This window comes from Paraburkholderia sp. CNPSo 3272 (genome assembly GCF_024206495.1).
GTDB lineage: Bacteria > Pseudomonadota > Gammaproteobacteria > Burkholderiales > Burkholderiaceae > Paraburkholderia.
In genome coordinates, this window is the sequence record NZ_JAMBPQ010000027.1 from 19,444 (window position 1) to 35,812 (window position 16,369).

Consider the following 16,369-nt stretch of genomic DNA (forward strand, 5'->3'; position numbering starts at 1 on the left):
TTCTCCGTTCAAAGCTTGCGCCGTTGGCTCAGCGCGTCGAGCAAAACGGCCGCGAGAATCACGCCGCCCTGGATGAACTGCGTCCAGAACGGATTGACGCCGAGCAGCGAGAGCCCGACATTAATCACGCCGATCAGCACCACCCCAATGAATGTGCCGACGATCGAGCCGCGTCCGCCCGCGAGCGAGGTGCCGCCGATCACGACGCCTGCAATCACCTGCAGCTCCAGCCCGTTAGCCGCGGATGGCAACGCCGAATTGAGCCGCCCCGCGAGGACAATGCCCGCGATGGCAGCGGTCACGCCCGCGAACATGTAGGTGAGAAAGATCACGCGGCTCACCGGAATGCCCGCGAGCCGCGCCGCTTCCTTGTTGCCGCCCACGGCGAACACCTGGTGCCCGAATTCGGTCTTGCGCAGCAACACGTGGCCAATGGCGAACACGGCCAGCATCACGAGCATTGGCGCTGGCAGGCCCGCAAACGTCTTCGCGCCGAACGCGGTAAACACGGTGGGAAAGTCGAATTTCGTGCGTCCGTCCGAAATGGCGAGCGTGAGGCCGCGCCCCATCGCCATCATCGCCAACGTGACGATGAACGGGACGAGCCGCAGCCACGCAATACCGAAGCCGTTGAGCGCGCCCACCGCCGCGCCGGTGACGAGCGCAATGGCGAGCCCCGCCACGCCGAGCCCGACCGCGTCCGGGCTCGCGCCCGCCATGACGGTCGCGGCCACCATGCCGCTCAGCGCGACGAGCGAGCCCACGGAAAGATCGATGCCCGAGGTGATGATCACGAACGTGCTGCCCACTGCCGCGATCCCGACCACGGACACCTGCACCATGATGTTGGTGAGCGTGCTCGTGGTGAGAAATTCGGGCGACGCGAGCGAAAGCGCGATACAGATCAGCGCGAGCGCCGCAATCAGCGGCCCAAGGCCGCTGCGCAGCTGGCGCAGCACGCGCTGTTGCAGGGTTTGTGTTTCTTCGCGCGGTCGAACCGTGGTGGACGTCATGCTGCAACTCCGGTGGTAGCCCATTGAATGATCGTCTCCGAGCTGGCGTGCTCGCGCGCGACTTCGCCGACGATGCTGCCGCGATACATCACTAGCACGCGGTCGGACATGCCGAGCAGCTCGGGCAGTTCGGAGCTGACGAGCACGACGGCCGCGCCCGCGCGCGCCATGGCGACGATATGCGCATAGATCTCGGTCTTCGCGCCGACGTCGATGCCGCGCGTAGGCTCGTCGAGCAGGATCACGGCGGGCGACGTCGCGCTCGCGCGCCCGAGAATCACCTTCTGCTGATTACCGCCCGAAAGATTGCCGGTCAGCGACGTGACCGAAGGCGCGCGCACCGCGAAGCGTTCGACCGCCTCGCGTGCGAGGCGGCGCTTTCTCGCCGCGCTCACGAAGCCGCCGCGCACCAGTGCCCGCAAGCTCGAAAGCGCGACGTTCTCTTCGATGCTCGCATCGAGCACGAGTCCTTCGAGCTTGCGGTCCTCGGCGGTGTAAACAATGCCCTCGCGCATGCCTTGCGCGGGCGAGCGCAGCGCGAGCCTGCGCCCGCGTAGCCGCAGTTCGCCACGGGTAAGCGGGAGCGCGCCGCAAAGCGTCTTCAAAAGCTCGGTGCGCCCCGCGCCCGCAATGCCGCCGATGCCCACGATCTCGCCCGCGCGAATGCTGAAACTCGCGTCGCGCAGCACGGGCTCGCTCGCCACGTTGTGCGCTTCCAGCACGACGTCGCCATATGGCCGAGCCTCCCACGGATAGAACGAGTCGAGATTGCGCGCGACCATTGCCTGAACGAGCGCCGGTTCGTTCCACTCCGGCATGGGCCGCGCGCCGACCGTCGCGCCGTCGCGCATCACCACGGCCGAATCGGCGAGTTCGAAGACCTCTTCGAGATGGTGCGAGATGAAGATGATGCCCATGCCCGCCGCACGCAGTCGCCGCACGACGGCGTAGAGATGCTCGATGTCGTGATGCTGGAGCGCGGCCGTGGGCTCGTCCATCACGAGTATGCGGGCGTCGCGCGCGAGCGCCTTGGCGACCTCCACGAGCTGGCGTTTGTTGAGCGGCAGATCGCCCAGGCGCATGGCGGGCGGCACGCCTTCCAGCCCGACCTGGGCCAGCGCCTCGCGCGCCATGGCGTTGGCGCTGCGATGATCGACGAGGCCATAGCGCCGCGGCATGCGGCCAAGAAAGAGGTTTTCGGCCACCGTCATGTCGTTGACGAGCGAAAGCTCCTGATAGATCACAGCCACGCCCGCGTCGATCGCGGCCTGGGTGCCGCGCGCGAGTCGTACACCGTCGATCTCGATCGTGCCTTCGTCCGGCTCGTAAGCCCCGGAGAGCGTCTTGATGAGCGACGACTTGCCCGCGCCATTCTCGCCGACGATCGCCATCACGTGCCCCGCATGCAGCTCGAGGCTCACGCCTCGCAGCGCCTTCACGCCGGGAAAGCTCTTCACGATGCCGTTCATGCGCAACAGCGGCGGCGCGCCTGTGCTGCCGCCCGCGCTGGTGTTCGCCTGCTGCGATACGTCCATTGCCGAACCCGATTCGCGTTTCATCCGTTCTTCCCGGGCGCCGGCGCACGCGGCGCGCGCGGCCGGCGCTTAAGACCGCCCGTTACTGCTTGACTTCGAGGGCCCACAGACCGTATTGCTTCGCGGCGTCCGAATCGATGTTCGACTTGTCGATCAGATAGGTCGGCCACGCGTAGTTCGCGGGCACGTCCTTCTTCGCCTCGTAGGCGGTGATGAACGTCATCGCCTTGGCGGACATGCCGATCGGGTTCTGCGAGATCGTCGCGTCCTGCTTGCCCGCGCGGATCGCCGAAAGCGCCTGCGCCGTGCCGTCCGCGCCGATCACCATGATGTGGCCGGGGTCGCCGAGCGGCTTGTAGCGGCCCGCATTGTCGATGGCTTTTTCCGCGCCCACCGTGTTGTCGTCGTTCGCGCCGAATACCGCGTCGATCTGCGGATACTTCTGCAGAATGCTCGTCATCGCGTTGAGCGACTTCTCCTGGTCGAAGCCGCCTTCCTGGCGCGCGACGACCTTGATGTCGGGATACTTCGCGATCTCTTCCGAGAAGCCCTTCTCGCGATCGGTCGCCGCTGTGGTGCCGATAAGGCCGATCAGATCTACCACGTTGCCTTTGGGCGAGCCATAACGCTTGCTCAACTGGTCGGCGATCCACTTTGCGCCGGTGGCGCCAAGCGCTACGTTATCCGAAGCAACGAACGAGGTCACCTTGCCGCCGTCCGAGCCGCGGTCGAGCATGAAGACCGGCACGTTCATCGAATTGGCCTTCTCGACGGCCGGGATGATCGCCTTCGAATCGATCGGGTTGAGCACGATCGCCTGCACGCCCTGGCTCAGCAGATTGAGCGTGTCGTTGACCTGCTGCTGCGCGTCGCCGTTCGCGTTCGTTTGCACGAGATCGAAGCCCTGCTTATCCGCGCCGCGCTCCACACCGTTCTTCAAGCCGACGAAGAACGCGTTATTCAGCGTGGCGATCGAAAAGCCTACCTTGATCTTCGTGACTGCCGGCGCCGCGGCCGCGGCCTGCGCCGGTGCACTCGCAGCGGCGGCGTCGGACGCAGCCGCGCTGGTTGAAGGCGACTCGCTCTTCGAGCACCCTGCCAGCATTGCCGCGGCGGCAAACATCGTCACGCCGGCCGTAGCTCCCATGCGCGCGCTGCGCGCCACCCAACTGTCGAACCCTGCTGAACTCCACGCCATCACCGTCTCCTGTCTTTGATCTGCTGGTTTTTGACTGACCTGCGAACCGCCAACCGACTGCGTAATCGTTTGTACCGCGTGTGTTTTGCAATGCAACGCCTGCCTGGACGCGCGCGAGCGCGTACTACTTGCGCGGGCCGTAGCCCTTGAACTTCTCGATGACTTCCTCCATTTGCGCGTCGGAAAGCAGCGGCGGCTCGCCGAGCTGGCAGGCCAGCAAATATTGCTTTGCAAGCACTTCCACTTCGTTCGCCAGCCACAACGCCCGTGCGAGATCGCGGCCGAGCGCAATCACGCCGTGATGCGCGAGCAGGCACGCGAGCCGGTCGTCCAGCGCTTCGAGCGCGTGATCGGAGAGCGCCTGGCTGCCGAAAGTCGCATACGGCGCGCAGCGAATCGAATTGCCGCCCGCCGCGGCCACCATGTAGTGATGCGCGGGTATGCCGCGACTGTGAATTGCGAGCGCCGTCGCGGCTTGTGAATGCGTATGGACCACGGCGTTCACGTCGGCGCGCGCGCGCAGGATGTCGCGATGAAAACGCCACTCCGACGAGGGGCGTTGCGCTTCGAAGAGCGGATCGTCGTCGCGCACGTCGAGCGGCATCCAGACGACGCGCTCTCGCGTGAGCGCGGCGCTCGGCACGCCACTCGGGGTAATCAGGAGTCCGTCATGCCAGCGCGCGCTCACGTTTCCCGAGGTGCCCTGATTGATGCCGAGGCGCTCCATTTCACGCGCGGTATCGACGATCTGCTGGCGCATTTCGGTTTCTGCTCGCGCATCGCGCGCACGTTCCCCCGCCTCGCCCGCACGGCGGCCTTCGTTCGCGCCGCTCACGCTGCCGCTCCGTTGGCGAAAAGCGCTGCAAGACTCGCCTCGAACGGCGCGCGCACGATGCCCCGCTCCGTCACGATGCCGGTAACGAGTGTATGGGGCGTCACGTCGAACGCAGGGTTGCGCACCTGAATGCCCTCGGGCGCGGTGCGTTGCCCCGCGAGATGCGTCACCTCCGCCGCGCCGCGTTCCTCGATCACGATGTCCGCGCCGCTGGCGGTGCGCAGATCCAGCGTGGACGAAGGACACGCCACATAAAACGGAATGCCGAAATGCTTCGCCGCGATCGCCACGCCGAGCGTGCCGATCTTGTTCGCGACGTCGCCGTTCGCGGCCACGCGATCGGTGCCGACGATCACGAGATCGATGAGCCCCTGGGCCATCAAGGTCGGCGCCATGCTGTCGGTGATCAGCGTGATGTCGAGCCCCGCCTGCTGCAGTTCGTAAGCGGTGAGTCGCGCGCCTTGCAGGAGCGGACGCGTCTCGTCTGCGTAGACGCGAAACGCCACGCCGTCGCGGTGCGCGCAATAGAGCGGCGCGGTCGCCGTGCCTATGCCCGCCGTGGCCAGCGCACCGGCGTTGCAGTGCGTGAGCACGCCGCTGCCGGGCGCGATCAGCGCGCGCCCGGCTTCACCGATGCGCGCGCACAGCTCGATGTCCTCTTGATGAATGCGCTTCGCCTCGGCAACGAGCGCTTCGTAAAGCGCCGCGCCCGTCTCGGTGGCCTGCGCGCGTGCGTGTGAGAGCATCCGCTCGAGCGCCCAGCGCAGGTTGACTGCGGTGGGCCTTGCGCTGTCCAGATACGCGGCGTGCGCTTCGAGACGCGCGAGAAACGCATCACGCGACTCGGTTGGCTCGTGCCGCATCGCCACACACAGGCCATAGGCGGCCGCGACGCCAATCGCAGGCGCGCCGCGAACGCGCAGTTCGTGTATCGCGCGCCAGACGGCCTCGACGCTGTCCACCGCTTCGACCACGCATTCGCGCGGCAAACGCGTCTGGTCGAGCAGATAAAGGGTGTCGTCGCGCCACTCGATGGTGGGCGGAAGACTCGATTGCTGCGCCTGCAACGTCATACGTTCTCCGTCGATGCCGGTTGTCCGGGCGCTGCCGCTCATGCGGCAGCCTGTATTCGATTACGCCGGTTCGGCGAGCACCTGCGCTGCCAGCGCCGTGACCGCCTCGATCGACGCCAGCTCGCCCCGCCCGACCAGCAGCGCTTCGGCGAGCTTCAGGCAGCGCACTTCCACGCGCGCGCGCACCGTATCGTCCTTGATACTCGTAATTTCCGCCACCTTCGCCATGCCGACGATGCGGCGAATCATCTTGCAGCCCGCAAAGCCGAGCGTATCGGCGAAGAGGCGTTTGATGAAATCGTCGCGGAAGGCCTCCGCCGCACGCGTGCCCCCCGGCCCGCCGATGTACGCGTGGCCGGTCTCGCGCTCGTGCAGCCGCCAGATCTGCGCGAACTTCTTCGCGAAGGCGTTCCACACAGCCTCGACCTGTTCGAGCAGCCAGCCCTGGTAGGCGGCCGGGTCGCGTCCCGCCTCGCGGTCGTGCCAGTCGCGCGCGTAATACGCGAGCAGCAGGTTCGCAATGAACGCGCCCGTGTCGAAGCCCATCGGGCCATAGAACGCGAACTCGGGGTCGATCACATACGTCTCATGCTCGTTCGCCATGATCGAGCCCGTGTGCAGGTCGCCGTGCACGAGCGTTTCCGCATGGTTCATGAAGGCCCACTTCATCTCGCCTGCCGCGCGCCTCAGCGGCTCGTGCGTGCGCAGCCGTTCGATCGCAGCAACAGGCAGCGCGGGGCTGTAGACATTCGAGGGATGATCTTCGAACGGAAACGTGAAGACGAGTTCCTCGGTAATCTTGCACAATTCCGTGTTGATGTCGCCGCCGACGGCTGCTTTCTTGGCATCCGGCGCCAGATAGAGATCGGACCCGTGAAAGAGCGTGCGGGCCAGAAACGTGGAAATGTGATCGGCGAGCCGCGGATATACGATGCCGTCTATCAGCCCCCCGCGCAGCACGCGATGCGAATCGAGCCGCTGCATCACCATCAGGAACTTCTCGCTATCCGCGTGAAAGACGCTCGGCACGTGCTCGGGGCACAACGCGCCGAAGCGGCGCAACGCCGCCACTTCGCGCTCCATGCGCTCGCGCGGCAACGGCCATGCTTCGCCAACCAGCCGCAGGTACGGCGGCGCCTGCTTCACGACGACGCTCAAGCGCGGGTCACGCGTGCTGCTCACGAAGTAGACGTAGTTCAGGTTGCCATCGCCCACTTCGACGACCTGCAATTCCCTGTCGTCGCCAAGCCTTGCGCAAACGGCCGGAATGCCCAGCAGATAGTCGGTCAATTCGGCAGAACTGAAAGCTTCGAAGTGCATACGTTCTTCCTGTCCGGAAATGGGCCGCTGGCCCGCCTAACGTCGCTTGCGCACGAGATCGAATTTGAAAATGCTGGCGTTGTAGTAGTCGTTGCTGTAGCAGACCGCGCGGCCGGTCTCGTCGAAATCCACTTCATCGATCAGCAGGAACATGCCGATGCTCTCCTGCAATTCCGGCAAATCCCGCGGGGTGAGAACGGTCGGCTGAATCGAACTATGCGTATGGGAGAGCCGAACGCCCGCGCGCTCCAGCGTGCCGAACAGCGACTCGCCCAGTTCCTGCCCTTCGAGCAGCGCCTTGGGCACGATGTCGATGCAGTAAGCGGCGATCGCATCGTCGGCACGCCGCACGCGTTCGAAGCGCACGCAGGGATCGCCTTCGGGGAGGCCGAGCTTTTGCGCGAGGCTGCCGGAAGCCGCGATCGTCCTCACCTGAAGACGGCTCGTGGAAGGCACCGCACCGACACTGCGTATCATGTCCGTCACAGACATCAGATCATCCAGACCGCCTTGCAGCTTGAGCGTAATTTGTCTGACGAAGGTCCCCTTGCCGTGCACGCGCGTGAGAAGACCATGGGAAATCATCTGCGCGACCGCCTCCCGCAGGCTGGAGCGGCCCACGCCCAACAACTCGCAAAGCTCGGGCTCCGGGGGGATTTGATCGCCCGGCTTGAGCGAGCGGTCGCGGATCATTTCCAGCAGCGAATCCTGGATTCGTTCGCACATCGACTGATCGACGCTCAGGCGCATGGCTTCCGCAAGATTGCGTGGGTTGGCTACGTTGGGCTCCAATCTACATCAGACGTCTGATGTTATGAGCTCGTGGTTTTCCCTTTCATGCGGCGCAACATGGCAAGGGCTGCGGCGGCGCGCTGCGCTATTTGACGCTCACTGTAAGCGGCACCGACTCGAGCAGATCCTCGATCCCGAGCCACAAGATCTGCAGGCCGATGCACAGCAGCACGAACGCGAGCAAGCGCATAAGCACTTCAGTCCCGACCGGTCCGAGCCGCTTGCCGACATGCCCCGCGAAGCGCACACACAGATAGATGCAGCCGCAAAGAACGACCAAGGCGAGCAGCACGCCGACGACATTGACGAGTTGCACGTGCCCGCGCGGCCGACCCGTACCAAGCGCAATCGCGACCGCAATCGACCCCGGTCCGACAGTGACCGGCAGCGTGAGCGGATAAAACGCCATGGCGCGCAGCGTCGCCCGGCGCGCCGAATCCGGCGGCGCCTGCGATTGTGCCGCCTCCGCGCCATCGGGCGATTTGTGCAGCAGATTCCAGCCTGCGAACGCGATGACCAGCCCGCCCGCAACCCGCAACACGGGTATCGATATGCCGAAGAACGAGAGCACATAGGCGCCCATGAGCAGCGCCCCGAGCAGAATGAACAGGCTGTTGATGGCAATGATCCGCGCGAGAAATGCGCGTTCGCTGGCCGTCGCATGCGGCAGCATGCTCAGCACGATGAACCCCGCCGCAGGCGGATTGATCACGGGAAAGAGTCCCGCGAAGACGAGCAGGAAGGTGTCGGAGAGTTGATTGAGCATCCCTGTTCCCCCTTGGCATGACGGAGTATACGGACCCGCTCGCCGCCCGTTCAATACGACGATGATCCCCACTGAATGACGATTATGGAACCGGGATGGAACTTCATCGGTCGATCCCGCTCGAACAATGCCGCCAAAATCTCGACGCGCACAGCGCAGACCCAACGTTCAAGCCCATCCGTCGATGCCTTTCGCTTCCAGACTTCGATTGCTGCCCAGCCTGCTCGCCCTGATTGTCGCGGCCCTCGCGGCAGGCGCGGTTCCAGCCAGTGCCCATGCCGCCGCTCATCGCAGCGCGGCCGAAAGAACCCACCACGCAACGGCCACGAAGAAGAAGAGAGTCGCGCACAAGACGAAGCCCGCACATCGTTCGATGCCCGCCGATGCGCCCTCCACCAAACTCTCCGGGCCGAAGCGCCGCACCAAACGCACGAAGCCCAGACACGGGCCGCCGCCCGCGCCGCAACACGCGGCGCAGGTGAACGCCAAAAACGCGCACGCCCCGCGCCTGCTCGCCCGCTGCGGCTTTACGCCGGCGTCGCGCAAGCAGCTCTTTTCGCATGCGGTCTACGTCGTCGACGAAAACACCCACACGCCGCTCTACGCGCGCCATGCCGACACGGTGGCGCCCATTGCGTCTGTGTAGAAGCTCATGACGGCCATCGTCTGGCTCGATAGCGCGCATGCTCCCCTGCAACAGCGGCTCTCCGTCACGACCGCCGATCTCGACACGCTCAAGTTCACGCATTCGCGCCTCGGCGTGGGCGCGTCGCTCACGCGCGCGAACATGCTGCACGTGGCGCTGATGTCCTCGGAGAATCGCGCGGCTTCGGCGCTCAGCCGCGACTATACGGGCGGGCAGCCTGCGTTCATCGCGGCCATGAACGCGAAAGCGCAGCGTCTTGGCATGACGCACACGCATTTCGTCAACGCGACGGGGCTGTCGCCGCAGAACGTCTCAACCGCGCGCGAACTGGCGAGCCTCGTGCGCGCGGCCAACGGCTACCCGCTCATTCGCCGCTATTCGATCGACCATCAGGAACGCGTGACCACGGGCCACGGGCAGTTGCAGTATGTGAACAGCAATCGGCTGGTGCGCTACGGGCAGGTCCGCGCGAGCGTGCAGAAAACCGGCTTCATCAACGAGTCCGGCCACAATATGGTGATGCGCATGATGGTGCACGGCCGGCGGCCCGTGATCGTCACAATGCTAGGGAGCGCCACGCCCGAGGGCTCGCGCCTCGACGGCGTGCGTATCGCGCACTGGCTGTCGTGCTCGTTGCGCTGAGCAAGCGCGTCAGGGCGTCTTCACATCAACGCCCTGCGCTCGCCGAGCGCATTCCAGCGGCGGATGGCGCGGCTCTCATGATCGAAGCCGAGAATGCTAACCGAAGCCGTGTCGAGATAAAGATGCTCGCCGAGCGCCGCCGAACCGGAGGCCCAGCAGCCCCCAAGTGCGCGCAGGAAATGCGCGTGTGAAAAGAGCGCCACGCGGCCCCGCATGGCCAGCAGGCCCTCGATTACCGACGCCGCCCGCGCCTGAACCCGCGCGAGATCCTCGCCATGCGCGATGGGCGAATGCCACACGCTCCAGTCGGGTTCGGTCTTGCGGATATCCGCTGTCTTGAGGCCTTCGTAGATCCCATAGTCCCACTCGTGCAGATCGGCCGAAATCGTCATCTGGTCGCCGAGGCCCGCGAGCTGGCACGTCTCGATGGCCCGCGCCATCGGGCTGCAAAGCACCGCGTCGAAGCGCTGTGCGGCGAGCGACGGCGCCAGCGAGCGCGCCTGCTCGCGTCCGTGACCCGTTAGCGCGATATCGGTGCGACCCGTGTGCTGCCCGGAGAGGCTCCATTCCGTTTCACCATGACGGATCAACCAGACTTCGCGCAGTCCGGAGGACACATTGGCAGGATTGGTAGACATCGGGAGCTCCACGCGTTCGTGCCCCGCGCGGGACACACGGGATGCCTGCAGCATACCTGTTTTGAGGGCGTTTCGCCGTGCCGCTACCCGCTTGTTACACATAGCAAATGAAGGCATATCGAAAGCGACGAGGCTGTTATGCCACGCCGCCTCCCATTCATCTGCACTCCGGAGTAATTCGCTTCAGAAGAGATGCGAGATGCCGAGCACCGCAAGTGTTTGCGAAGAATTCGGCGCCGTGACGGAAATGCCGGGCCAGCTCATCATCGCCTGGCCGTGGTTCTTCAGATAACCCGCGCGCGCGTAAAGGCTCGTGCGCTTCGATATCTGGCGATCGTAGCCAAGCTCTACACCCAGCGTTTCGTCGTTAAGGCCGTGAATATTGCGCTGAATACCGGCGATCTGGAACGCATCGAACGACGTGGCCTGAATCGTCGCGCCAACCTCCGTCACGTTATAGGCATGCGCTGTGCCGAGGGCGGCCGCGAGCGAATGCGCGGGCGGTGTCTTCGGCCTCGCGTACGAATAATTCGCCTGCAGGTTGACAATGCCGATACGGTAGGCGAGCGCCGCCGTGTAGTGCTCCGTGCCCACGAGCGTGAGGGCGGACGGCAGGCCCGGCACGGTCTCCGTACCCGAATGTTCGTTCATATAGGCAAGACCGACGAACAGGCCGTACCCAGTATAGGTTGCGGAAACGTCGAGAATATTGCCCGTGGTCGCCGGCACCGGCTGCGTGACGGTCGCAGCGAACCCGTACATGGCGTTGAGCTGGAACCCGGCCATCTTCGGCGACACGTACAAGATCGAGTTGCTCGTGCGGCCCGCGGCATACTGCGCGGAAAGCGTGTTGCGATCGGTCGCGAGTACGGCGGCAGAAAGCGGCGAAAGCACCTCGTTGGCACGAAACGGATCGCTCGGGTAGACGGCCCGGAAGCTTGGCTGGTACTGCCTGCCGAACGTGAGTGCGCCGTAGTCGCCGTGCGCCATACCGACCCACGCCTGCCGATAGAACAAGGCGGTCGTGTCCGCAAAGCCCGCGCCGTTGTTGATGTTGTAGCCGTTTTCGAGCACGAAATTGGCCTTGAAACCGTTGCCCAGGTCTTCCGAACCCTTCAGGCCGAACATCGAGCCCGTCGAACCGCCGCTGCGCTGCGAAACCGACGCGGTGCCGCCGTTGTTCAGGTACTGGAAGAACGTGTCGGCCACACCGTAGAGCGTCACGCTCGTCTGGGCGCAAGCGGCGCTCGCGGCCATTGCGAACGTCGCGCCCATCACACCCTGGCTAATCAGCTTCAAACGCATGCATGTCTCCTCTTCTGTTGTCGGTATCCGTTCGTTGGCGGAATGAATTGCGCTGCGAATTACCAAAGAACCGGCCAAGAAATGTTTCGGTCGAATCGGGTACGCGAACGTCAGCGTGCCCCGCGGCCCTCCTTTGCGGGCTGCAGCCACAGAAAGCCCGCGATGCCCGCGACGGCGAGTAGCGCGCCCAGCGCGCCGAAACCCGCTTCGTAGCCACGTGGTCCCACAGTCGAATCGACGAGATGGCCCATGAGCGCCGGCGCGAACAAGCCGGCCGTCGTCGCGAGTGCATGAACGCTCGAGAGCATGGCCGCGCGGTTCGCGCCCGGCACGACTTCGGCCACGAGTTGCGGGCCGAACGTGAACGCCTGAGTGGCGAATGCGCAGGCCACGCCCACCAGCGCGACCTTCACGAGCGGCGGCCAGGGTGCAAACGAGACGCACAGCAAGATGCCGCCGAGCGTGCAGCATGCGCTCACGAGCACGCCTCGCGCGATACGCGTCGAAACGTTGCGCCTGAGCAGCGCGTGTGAGAGCGTGGCTAGCGCGAACCCGACCGGCACCTGCAAAAGCACCTGCAGACCGAACAACCACCCGGCGCGCGCGGGGGGCAAGCCCAGCCCGAGGCGGAAATACACGGGCATCCACGTGATGCCGCAGGCGACAACCGCATAGCCCGCGAATGACTGGAACAACACGGTCAGCACCGTGGCACTGCCGAAGTGCGAGCGCAGCACGCGCCAGCCGGGCGTGACGGCGCGCGCAGCGGCCCCTGCCCGAACGCGCACGCGTGGCGCCCCCGCAAACCGCACCGCGAGCCATAGCGCGACCCACGCCACGCCAGCTACGCCGAGCGCGAGGAACGTGGCGCGCCAGTGCCAGCGCTGCTCGACATACGTCAACGCGGGGCCGGCCAGCACGAGCCCCGCCGTCGCGCCGAGCTGCACGATCAGCGTGGGCAGGCTGCGCCGCCGGTCGTCGAAGGCCTCATAGGTCACGTGCATCGCGAGCGGCAACGCCGGGCCTTCGCCCGCGCCCAGCACGATGCGGCACAGCACGAGCGTCGCGAAGCTGGCTGGCCAGATCATCGGCAACTGCGCCGCCGCCCAGACGAGCGCAAGCCCCGCGAGCAGCCACGTAGGATCGAGACGGTCCGCGATCCAGCCCACGCCGATGGCCGACACGGCGAACAGCACGAAGAACGCGCTGCCGACGATGCCAAGCTGCGACGGGCTCAATCCCATGTCCCGCATCATCGGTACCGCGACCAGGCCGACCACGGCTTTATCGGCGAAATTCAGCGCCATGAACAGAAACAGCGCGGCGACCGTGGCCCAGCCGTTACGCGCACGCACAGCGTGCGCCGCGGCCACGGGTTGTTCGATCTGAAGCATGTGTCTTGACCTCGGTTTCTAACGCGGCGCGTTTCGATTCGTTATCCGAATTAACTGAAAAGCAACAGAACGTGTAATAACGCGCGCCGTCTAAATGTTGGCGCGCATCAGGTCCGCCGCCTTTTCCGCGATCATGATCGCGGCGGCATTGGTATTTCCGCCCACCAGGGTAGGCATGACCGACGCATCCACGACGCGCAGCCCCGCCACCCCGCGTACGCGCAACTGCGGATCGACGACCGATTGCGCGTCGGCGCCCATGCGGCAGGTCCCCACCGGGTGGTAAACCGTGTCGGCGTTGCGGCGCACGAACGCGCGGATCGCCTCGTCGTCCTCCGCCTCCCGCGCGATGTCGTCAGTGAACAATTCGCGGCCGCCGTGGCGCGCGAGCGCGTCCTGCGCGAAGATCCGGCGCACCAGCTTCACGCCCGCGACCATGCCTGCCATGTCGCGTTCGTCAGCGAGAAAACGCGGATCGATCGACGGTGCATCGTGCATGTGCGGCGAGCGCAACGTCACCTCGCCGCGGCTGTGTGGCCGCAGCACGCAGGCGTGGCACGAATAGCCGTGCCCGCGCGGCGGCTTGCCTTCGCCGCGGTTGCCGAGCATCGCGGGCACAAAATGCAGTTGCAGGTCGGGTGCGGCGAGGTCCGGCGCGCTACGCACGAATGCGCCCGCCTCGGCGAGGTTCGACGTGATCATACCGGTGCGCTCGCGGCGGTAGCGGTGAATTTCGCGGGCGAGCCGCATCAGGCCCGGCACGGAGCGCCCGAACAGCTCGGTCGACGCGACCTGCTTGTTGACGATGATGTCGAGATGGTCCTGCAGATTCTGGCCGACCTGCGGCGCGTCACAGACGACCTCGATGCCGAATTCGCGCAGATGCGCCGCCGGTCCGATGCCCGAGGCCATGAGCAGCTGCGGGGAATGAAACGTTCCCGCGCTCACCACGATCTCGCGGCGCACCCGCACGGTTTGCGCAACACCGTCACGCCATATCTCGACTGCCGCGGCGCGCGCGCCTTCGAACACGATGCGCTGCGCCCGCGCCCCGGTCAGCACCGTGAGGCATTCGCGGCCGCCATTGTGCGCCGTGTCGGCGCGATTGCCGCCGTGCAGATAAGCGCGCGCCGTGTTCCAGCGTTCGCCATTGCGCTGCGTGACCTGATAGAGGCCAACGCCCTCCTGGTCCACGCCATTGAAGTCGGGGTTCAACTTCAATCCCGCCTGCAATGCCGCTGCGATGAAGTGCTGCGAGAACGGATTGGGCGAGCGCAATTCGCTCACTTGCACCGGGCCACGCGACCCGTGACAGGGATCGTCATCACGGCCGGTGCAACGCTCGTTAGACTCGCTGCGGCGGAAATACGGCAACACGTCTTCGTAGCTCCAGCCCGTGCAGCCCGCGTTCGCCCACGCGTCGAAGTCCACGCGATGACCGCGAATGTAGACCATGCCGTTGATTGACGAACTGCCGCCGAGGCCTCGCCCCCGCGGCTGATACGAACGGCGCCCGAGCAAGCCGGCTTGCGGCTCGGTATGAAACGCGTAGTTGCGCGGCCCCTCGCGCGGCACCGTCGCCGCGATACCGAGCGGCGCCGACACCGTGTAGTGGTGATCGTTCGGTCCCGCTTCGATGAGCGCGACGCTCGCGTTCGCAGTTTCGGCAAGACGCGCGGCAATCGCGCAACCCGCCGATCCCGCGCCGATCACGACATAGTCGAATTCCTGTGCGGTTCCGTTCATGCCGCGCAACCCGTAATCTGCTTGTATTCGAGGAACTCCGCGAGACCATACGCGCCGTGCTCCCGGCCATTGCCGGACGCCTTCATGCCGCCGAACGGCGCGGCGAGATCCATCTTCGCGCCGTTGATCTGCACGCTGCCCGCGCGCAGTTGCGCCGCCACGCGCCGCACGCGCGCCGCATCGCCGGACCACAAGTAGGCGGCGAGCCCATACGGCGTGTCGTTCGCGATAGCGACGGCCTCTTCTTCCGTATCGAAAGGAAGGATCGCGAGCACCGGACCGAAAATCTCTTCACGCGCGATGGTCATGTCGTTGCGCACGTCGGCGAACACGGTTGGCCGCGCAAAGAAGCCGCGTGACAGGTGCGCGGGCCTCCCCTCGCCGCCGGCCACGAGACGCGCGCCCTCTTCAACGCCGATTGCGATCATCCGCTGTACTTTTTCGTACTGGGCACGATTGGAAATCGGGCCGAGAATCGTGTCCGCCGCGGCCGGATCGCCGACCTTCAGCGCGTTGACCGTCGCGCAGGCGACTTCGCTGGCCGCTTCATACTGGCTGCGCTGCACGAGAAGGCGCGTAGGCGCGATACAGGTTTGCCCCGAATTCAGCATGCAGGCCACCACGCTCGCCTTCACCGCGGTTGGCAGATCGGCGTCTTCGAAGATGAGGCTCGGCGACTTGCCGCCCAACTCCTGCGCCACGCGCTTGACCGTGGCCGCCGCGCTCGAGGCGACCTGCGCCCCCGCTCGTGTCGAGCCCGTGATCGACACCATGTCGATGTCGGGATGGCTGGCGAGTGCCGCGCCCACCGTCGCGCCGTCGCCGTAGACCAGGTTGAATACGCCGGGCGGCACGCCTGCCTCGTCGAGTACCTCTGCGAACAGACGCGCGTCGAGCGGCGCGATCTCCGAGGGCTTGAGCACGACCGTACAGCCCGCCGCGAGCGCCGGCGCGACCTTCGCCGCGATCTGGTTAAGCGGCCAGTTCCACGGCGTGATGAGCGCGACGACGCCCACGGCTTCGCGCACGATCTCGGTCGTGCCGCGCCGTTCGCTGAATTCGAACGACTCCAATGCGGCGCGCACGCTCTGCAGCTGCGCGAGGCCCACGCGCGCCTGCAGTTCGTGGCTCAGCTTGATCGGCGCGCCAATTTCAGCGCTCACCGCACGCGCGAGTTCGTCATAGCGCGCGGTATAGCGCTCGATGATGCGCGTGAGCAGCGCCACGCGGCTCGCAACGCTCGTGGCCGACCACGCGGGCCATGCGGCGCGTGCCGCGGCGACGGCGCGTTCGACATCGGCGTGCGTGCCGAGGAGCACCGTGCCCGTCACCGCTTCCGTGACAGGGCAAACCATCTCATGAATACGCGCGCCTGGCTCGGGCGCGACCCACTGGCCACCTATGTAGTACTGATCGATCTTGTGCACGGCTAACGGTTCCTGTCGATTGGGACGCGCAGTGTCATA

13 protein-coding genes and 1 pseudogene are annotated in these 16,369 nt (G+C 65.7%); 1 reads left to right on the forward strand and 13 read right to left on the reverse strand.

Features of this window, described 5'->3' with window-relative positions; all coding sequences use genetic code 11:
- Window positions 1–8 precede the first annotated feature (8 nt).
- The 8 genes from M3I53_RS26525 to M3I53_RS26560 form a co-directional block, all read right to left on the reverse strand.
- Window positions 9–1,013 (reverse strand): ABC transporter permease, encoded by a 1,005-nt coding sequence (locus M3I53_RS26525; protein ID WP_254318813.1) that lies wholly within the window; start codon window positions 1,011–1,013, stop codon window positions 9–11.
- Window positions 1,010–2,548 (reverse strand): sugar ABC transporter ATP-binding protein, encoded by a 1,539-nt coding sequence (locus M3I53_RS26530; RefSeq protein ID WP_309249548.1) that lies wholly within the window; start codon window positions 2,546–2,548, stop codon window positions 1,010–1,012. Before M3I53_RS26530 ends, M3I53_RS26525 begins: the two co-directional genes overlap by 4 nt.
- A gap of 82 nt (window positions 2,549–2,630) precedes the next feature.
- Entirely contained in the window at window positions 2,631–3,746 is a 1,116-nt protein-coding gene (locus M3I53_RS26535) for a sugar ABC transporter substrate-binding protein (RefSeq protein ID WP_254318815.1), read from the reverse strand.
- A 124-nt stretch (window positions 3,747–3,870) separates the two neighbouring features.
- A complete protein-coding gene (locus M3I53_RS26540; RefSeq protein WP_254318897.1) occupies window positions 3,871–4,506 on the reverse strand; it encodes a class II aldolase/adducin family protein in 636 nt (211 codons plus the stop codon).
- A 71-nt stretch (window positions 4,507–4,577) separates the two neighbouring features.
- Window positions 4,578–5,654 carry an S-methyl-5-thioribose-1-phosphate isomerase gene (mtnA, locus tag M3I53_RS26545; protein WP_254318817.1) on the reverse strand — a complete coding sequence of 359 codons (1,077 nt, stop codon included), beginning with the start codon at window positions 5,652–5,654 and terminating at the stop codon, window positions 4,578–4,580.
- 60 nt (window positions 5,655–5,714) lie between these two features.
- Complete coding sequence (mtnK, locus tag M3I53_RS26550) at window positions 5,715–6,974, reverse strand: S-methyl-5-thioribose kinase (protein ID WP_254318819.1); 1,260 nt, start codon at window positions 6,972–6,974, stop codon at window positions 5,715–5,717.
- A 36-nt stretch (window positions 6,975–7,010) separates the two neighbouring features.
- The gene (locus tag M3I53_RS26555; RefSeq protein ID WP_254318820.1) at window positions 7,011–7,766 is read right to left on the reverse strand and encodes a GntR family transcriptional regulator; all 756 of its coding nucleotides are present in this window, start codon (window positions 7,764–7,766) and stop codon (window positions 7,011–7,013) included.
- Window positions 7,767–7,851: 85 nt separating this feature from the next.
- Entirely contained in the window at window positions 7,852–8,532 is a 681-nt protein-coding gene (locus tag M3I53_RS26560; RefSeq protein WP_254318822.1) for a MarC family protein, read from the reverse strand.
- A 184-nt stretch (window positions 8,533–8,716) separates the two neighbouring features.
- Between M3I53_RS26560 and M3I53_RS26565 the strand changes: the two are divergent.
- A pseudogene (locus M3I53_RS26565) lies at window positions 8,717–9,820 on the forward strand (serine hydrolase).
- A 20-nt stretch (window positions 9,821–9,840) separates the two neighbouring features.
- Here M3I53_RS26565 and M3I53_RS26570 read toward each other — a convergent pair.
- From M3I53_RS26570 to M3I53_RS26590, 5 genes are all read right to left on the reverse strand, one after another.
- The gene (locus M3I53_RS26570) at window positions 9,841–10,458 is read right to left on the reverse strand and encodes a histidine phosphatase family protein (protein WP_254318824.1); all 618 of its coding nucleotides are present in this window, start codon (window positions 10,456–10,458) and stop codon (window positions 9,841–9,843) included.
- A 183-nt stretch (window positions 10,459–10,641) separates the two neighbouring features.
- Window positions 10,642–11,757 (reverse strand): porin, encoded by a 1,116-nt coding sequence (locus M3I53_RS26575; RefSeq protein WP_375542589.1) that lies wholly within the window; start codon window positions 11,755–11,757, stop codon window positions 10,642–10,644.
- A gap of 116 nt (window positions 11,758–11,873) precedes the next feature.
- Window positions 11,874–13,157 (reverse strand): MFS transporter, encoded by a 1,284-nt coding sequence (locus M3I53_RS26580; RefSeq protein WP_254318827.1) that lies wholly within the window; start codon window positions 13,155–13,157, stop codon window positions 11,874–11,876.
- A 90-nt stretch (window positions 13,158–13,247) separates the two neighbouring features.
- Window positions 13,248–14,903 (reverse strand): GMC family oxidoreductase, encoded by a 1,656-nt coding sequence (locus M3I53_RS26585; protein ID WP_254318828.1) that lies wholly within the window; start codon window positions 14,901–14,903, stop codon window positions 13,248–13,250.
- Window positions 14,900–16,330, reverse strand: a complete 1,431-nt coding sequence (locus tag M3I53_RS26590) for an aldehyde dehydrogenase family protein (protein ID WP_254318829.1) — start codon at window positions 16,328–16,330, stop codon at window positions 14,900–14,902. Before M3I53_RS26590 ends, M3I53_RS26585 begins: the two co-directional genes overlap by 4 nt.
- Window positions 16,331–16,369 lie beyond the last annotated feature (39 nt).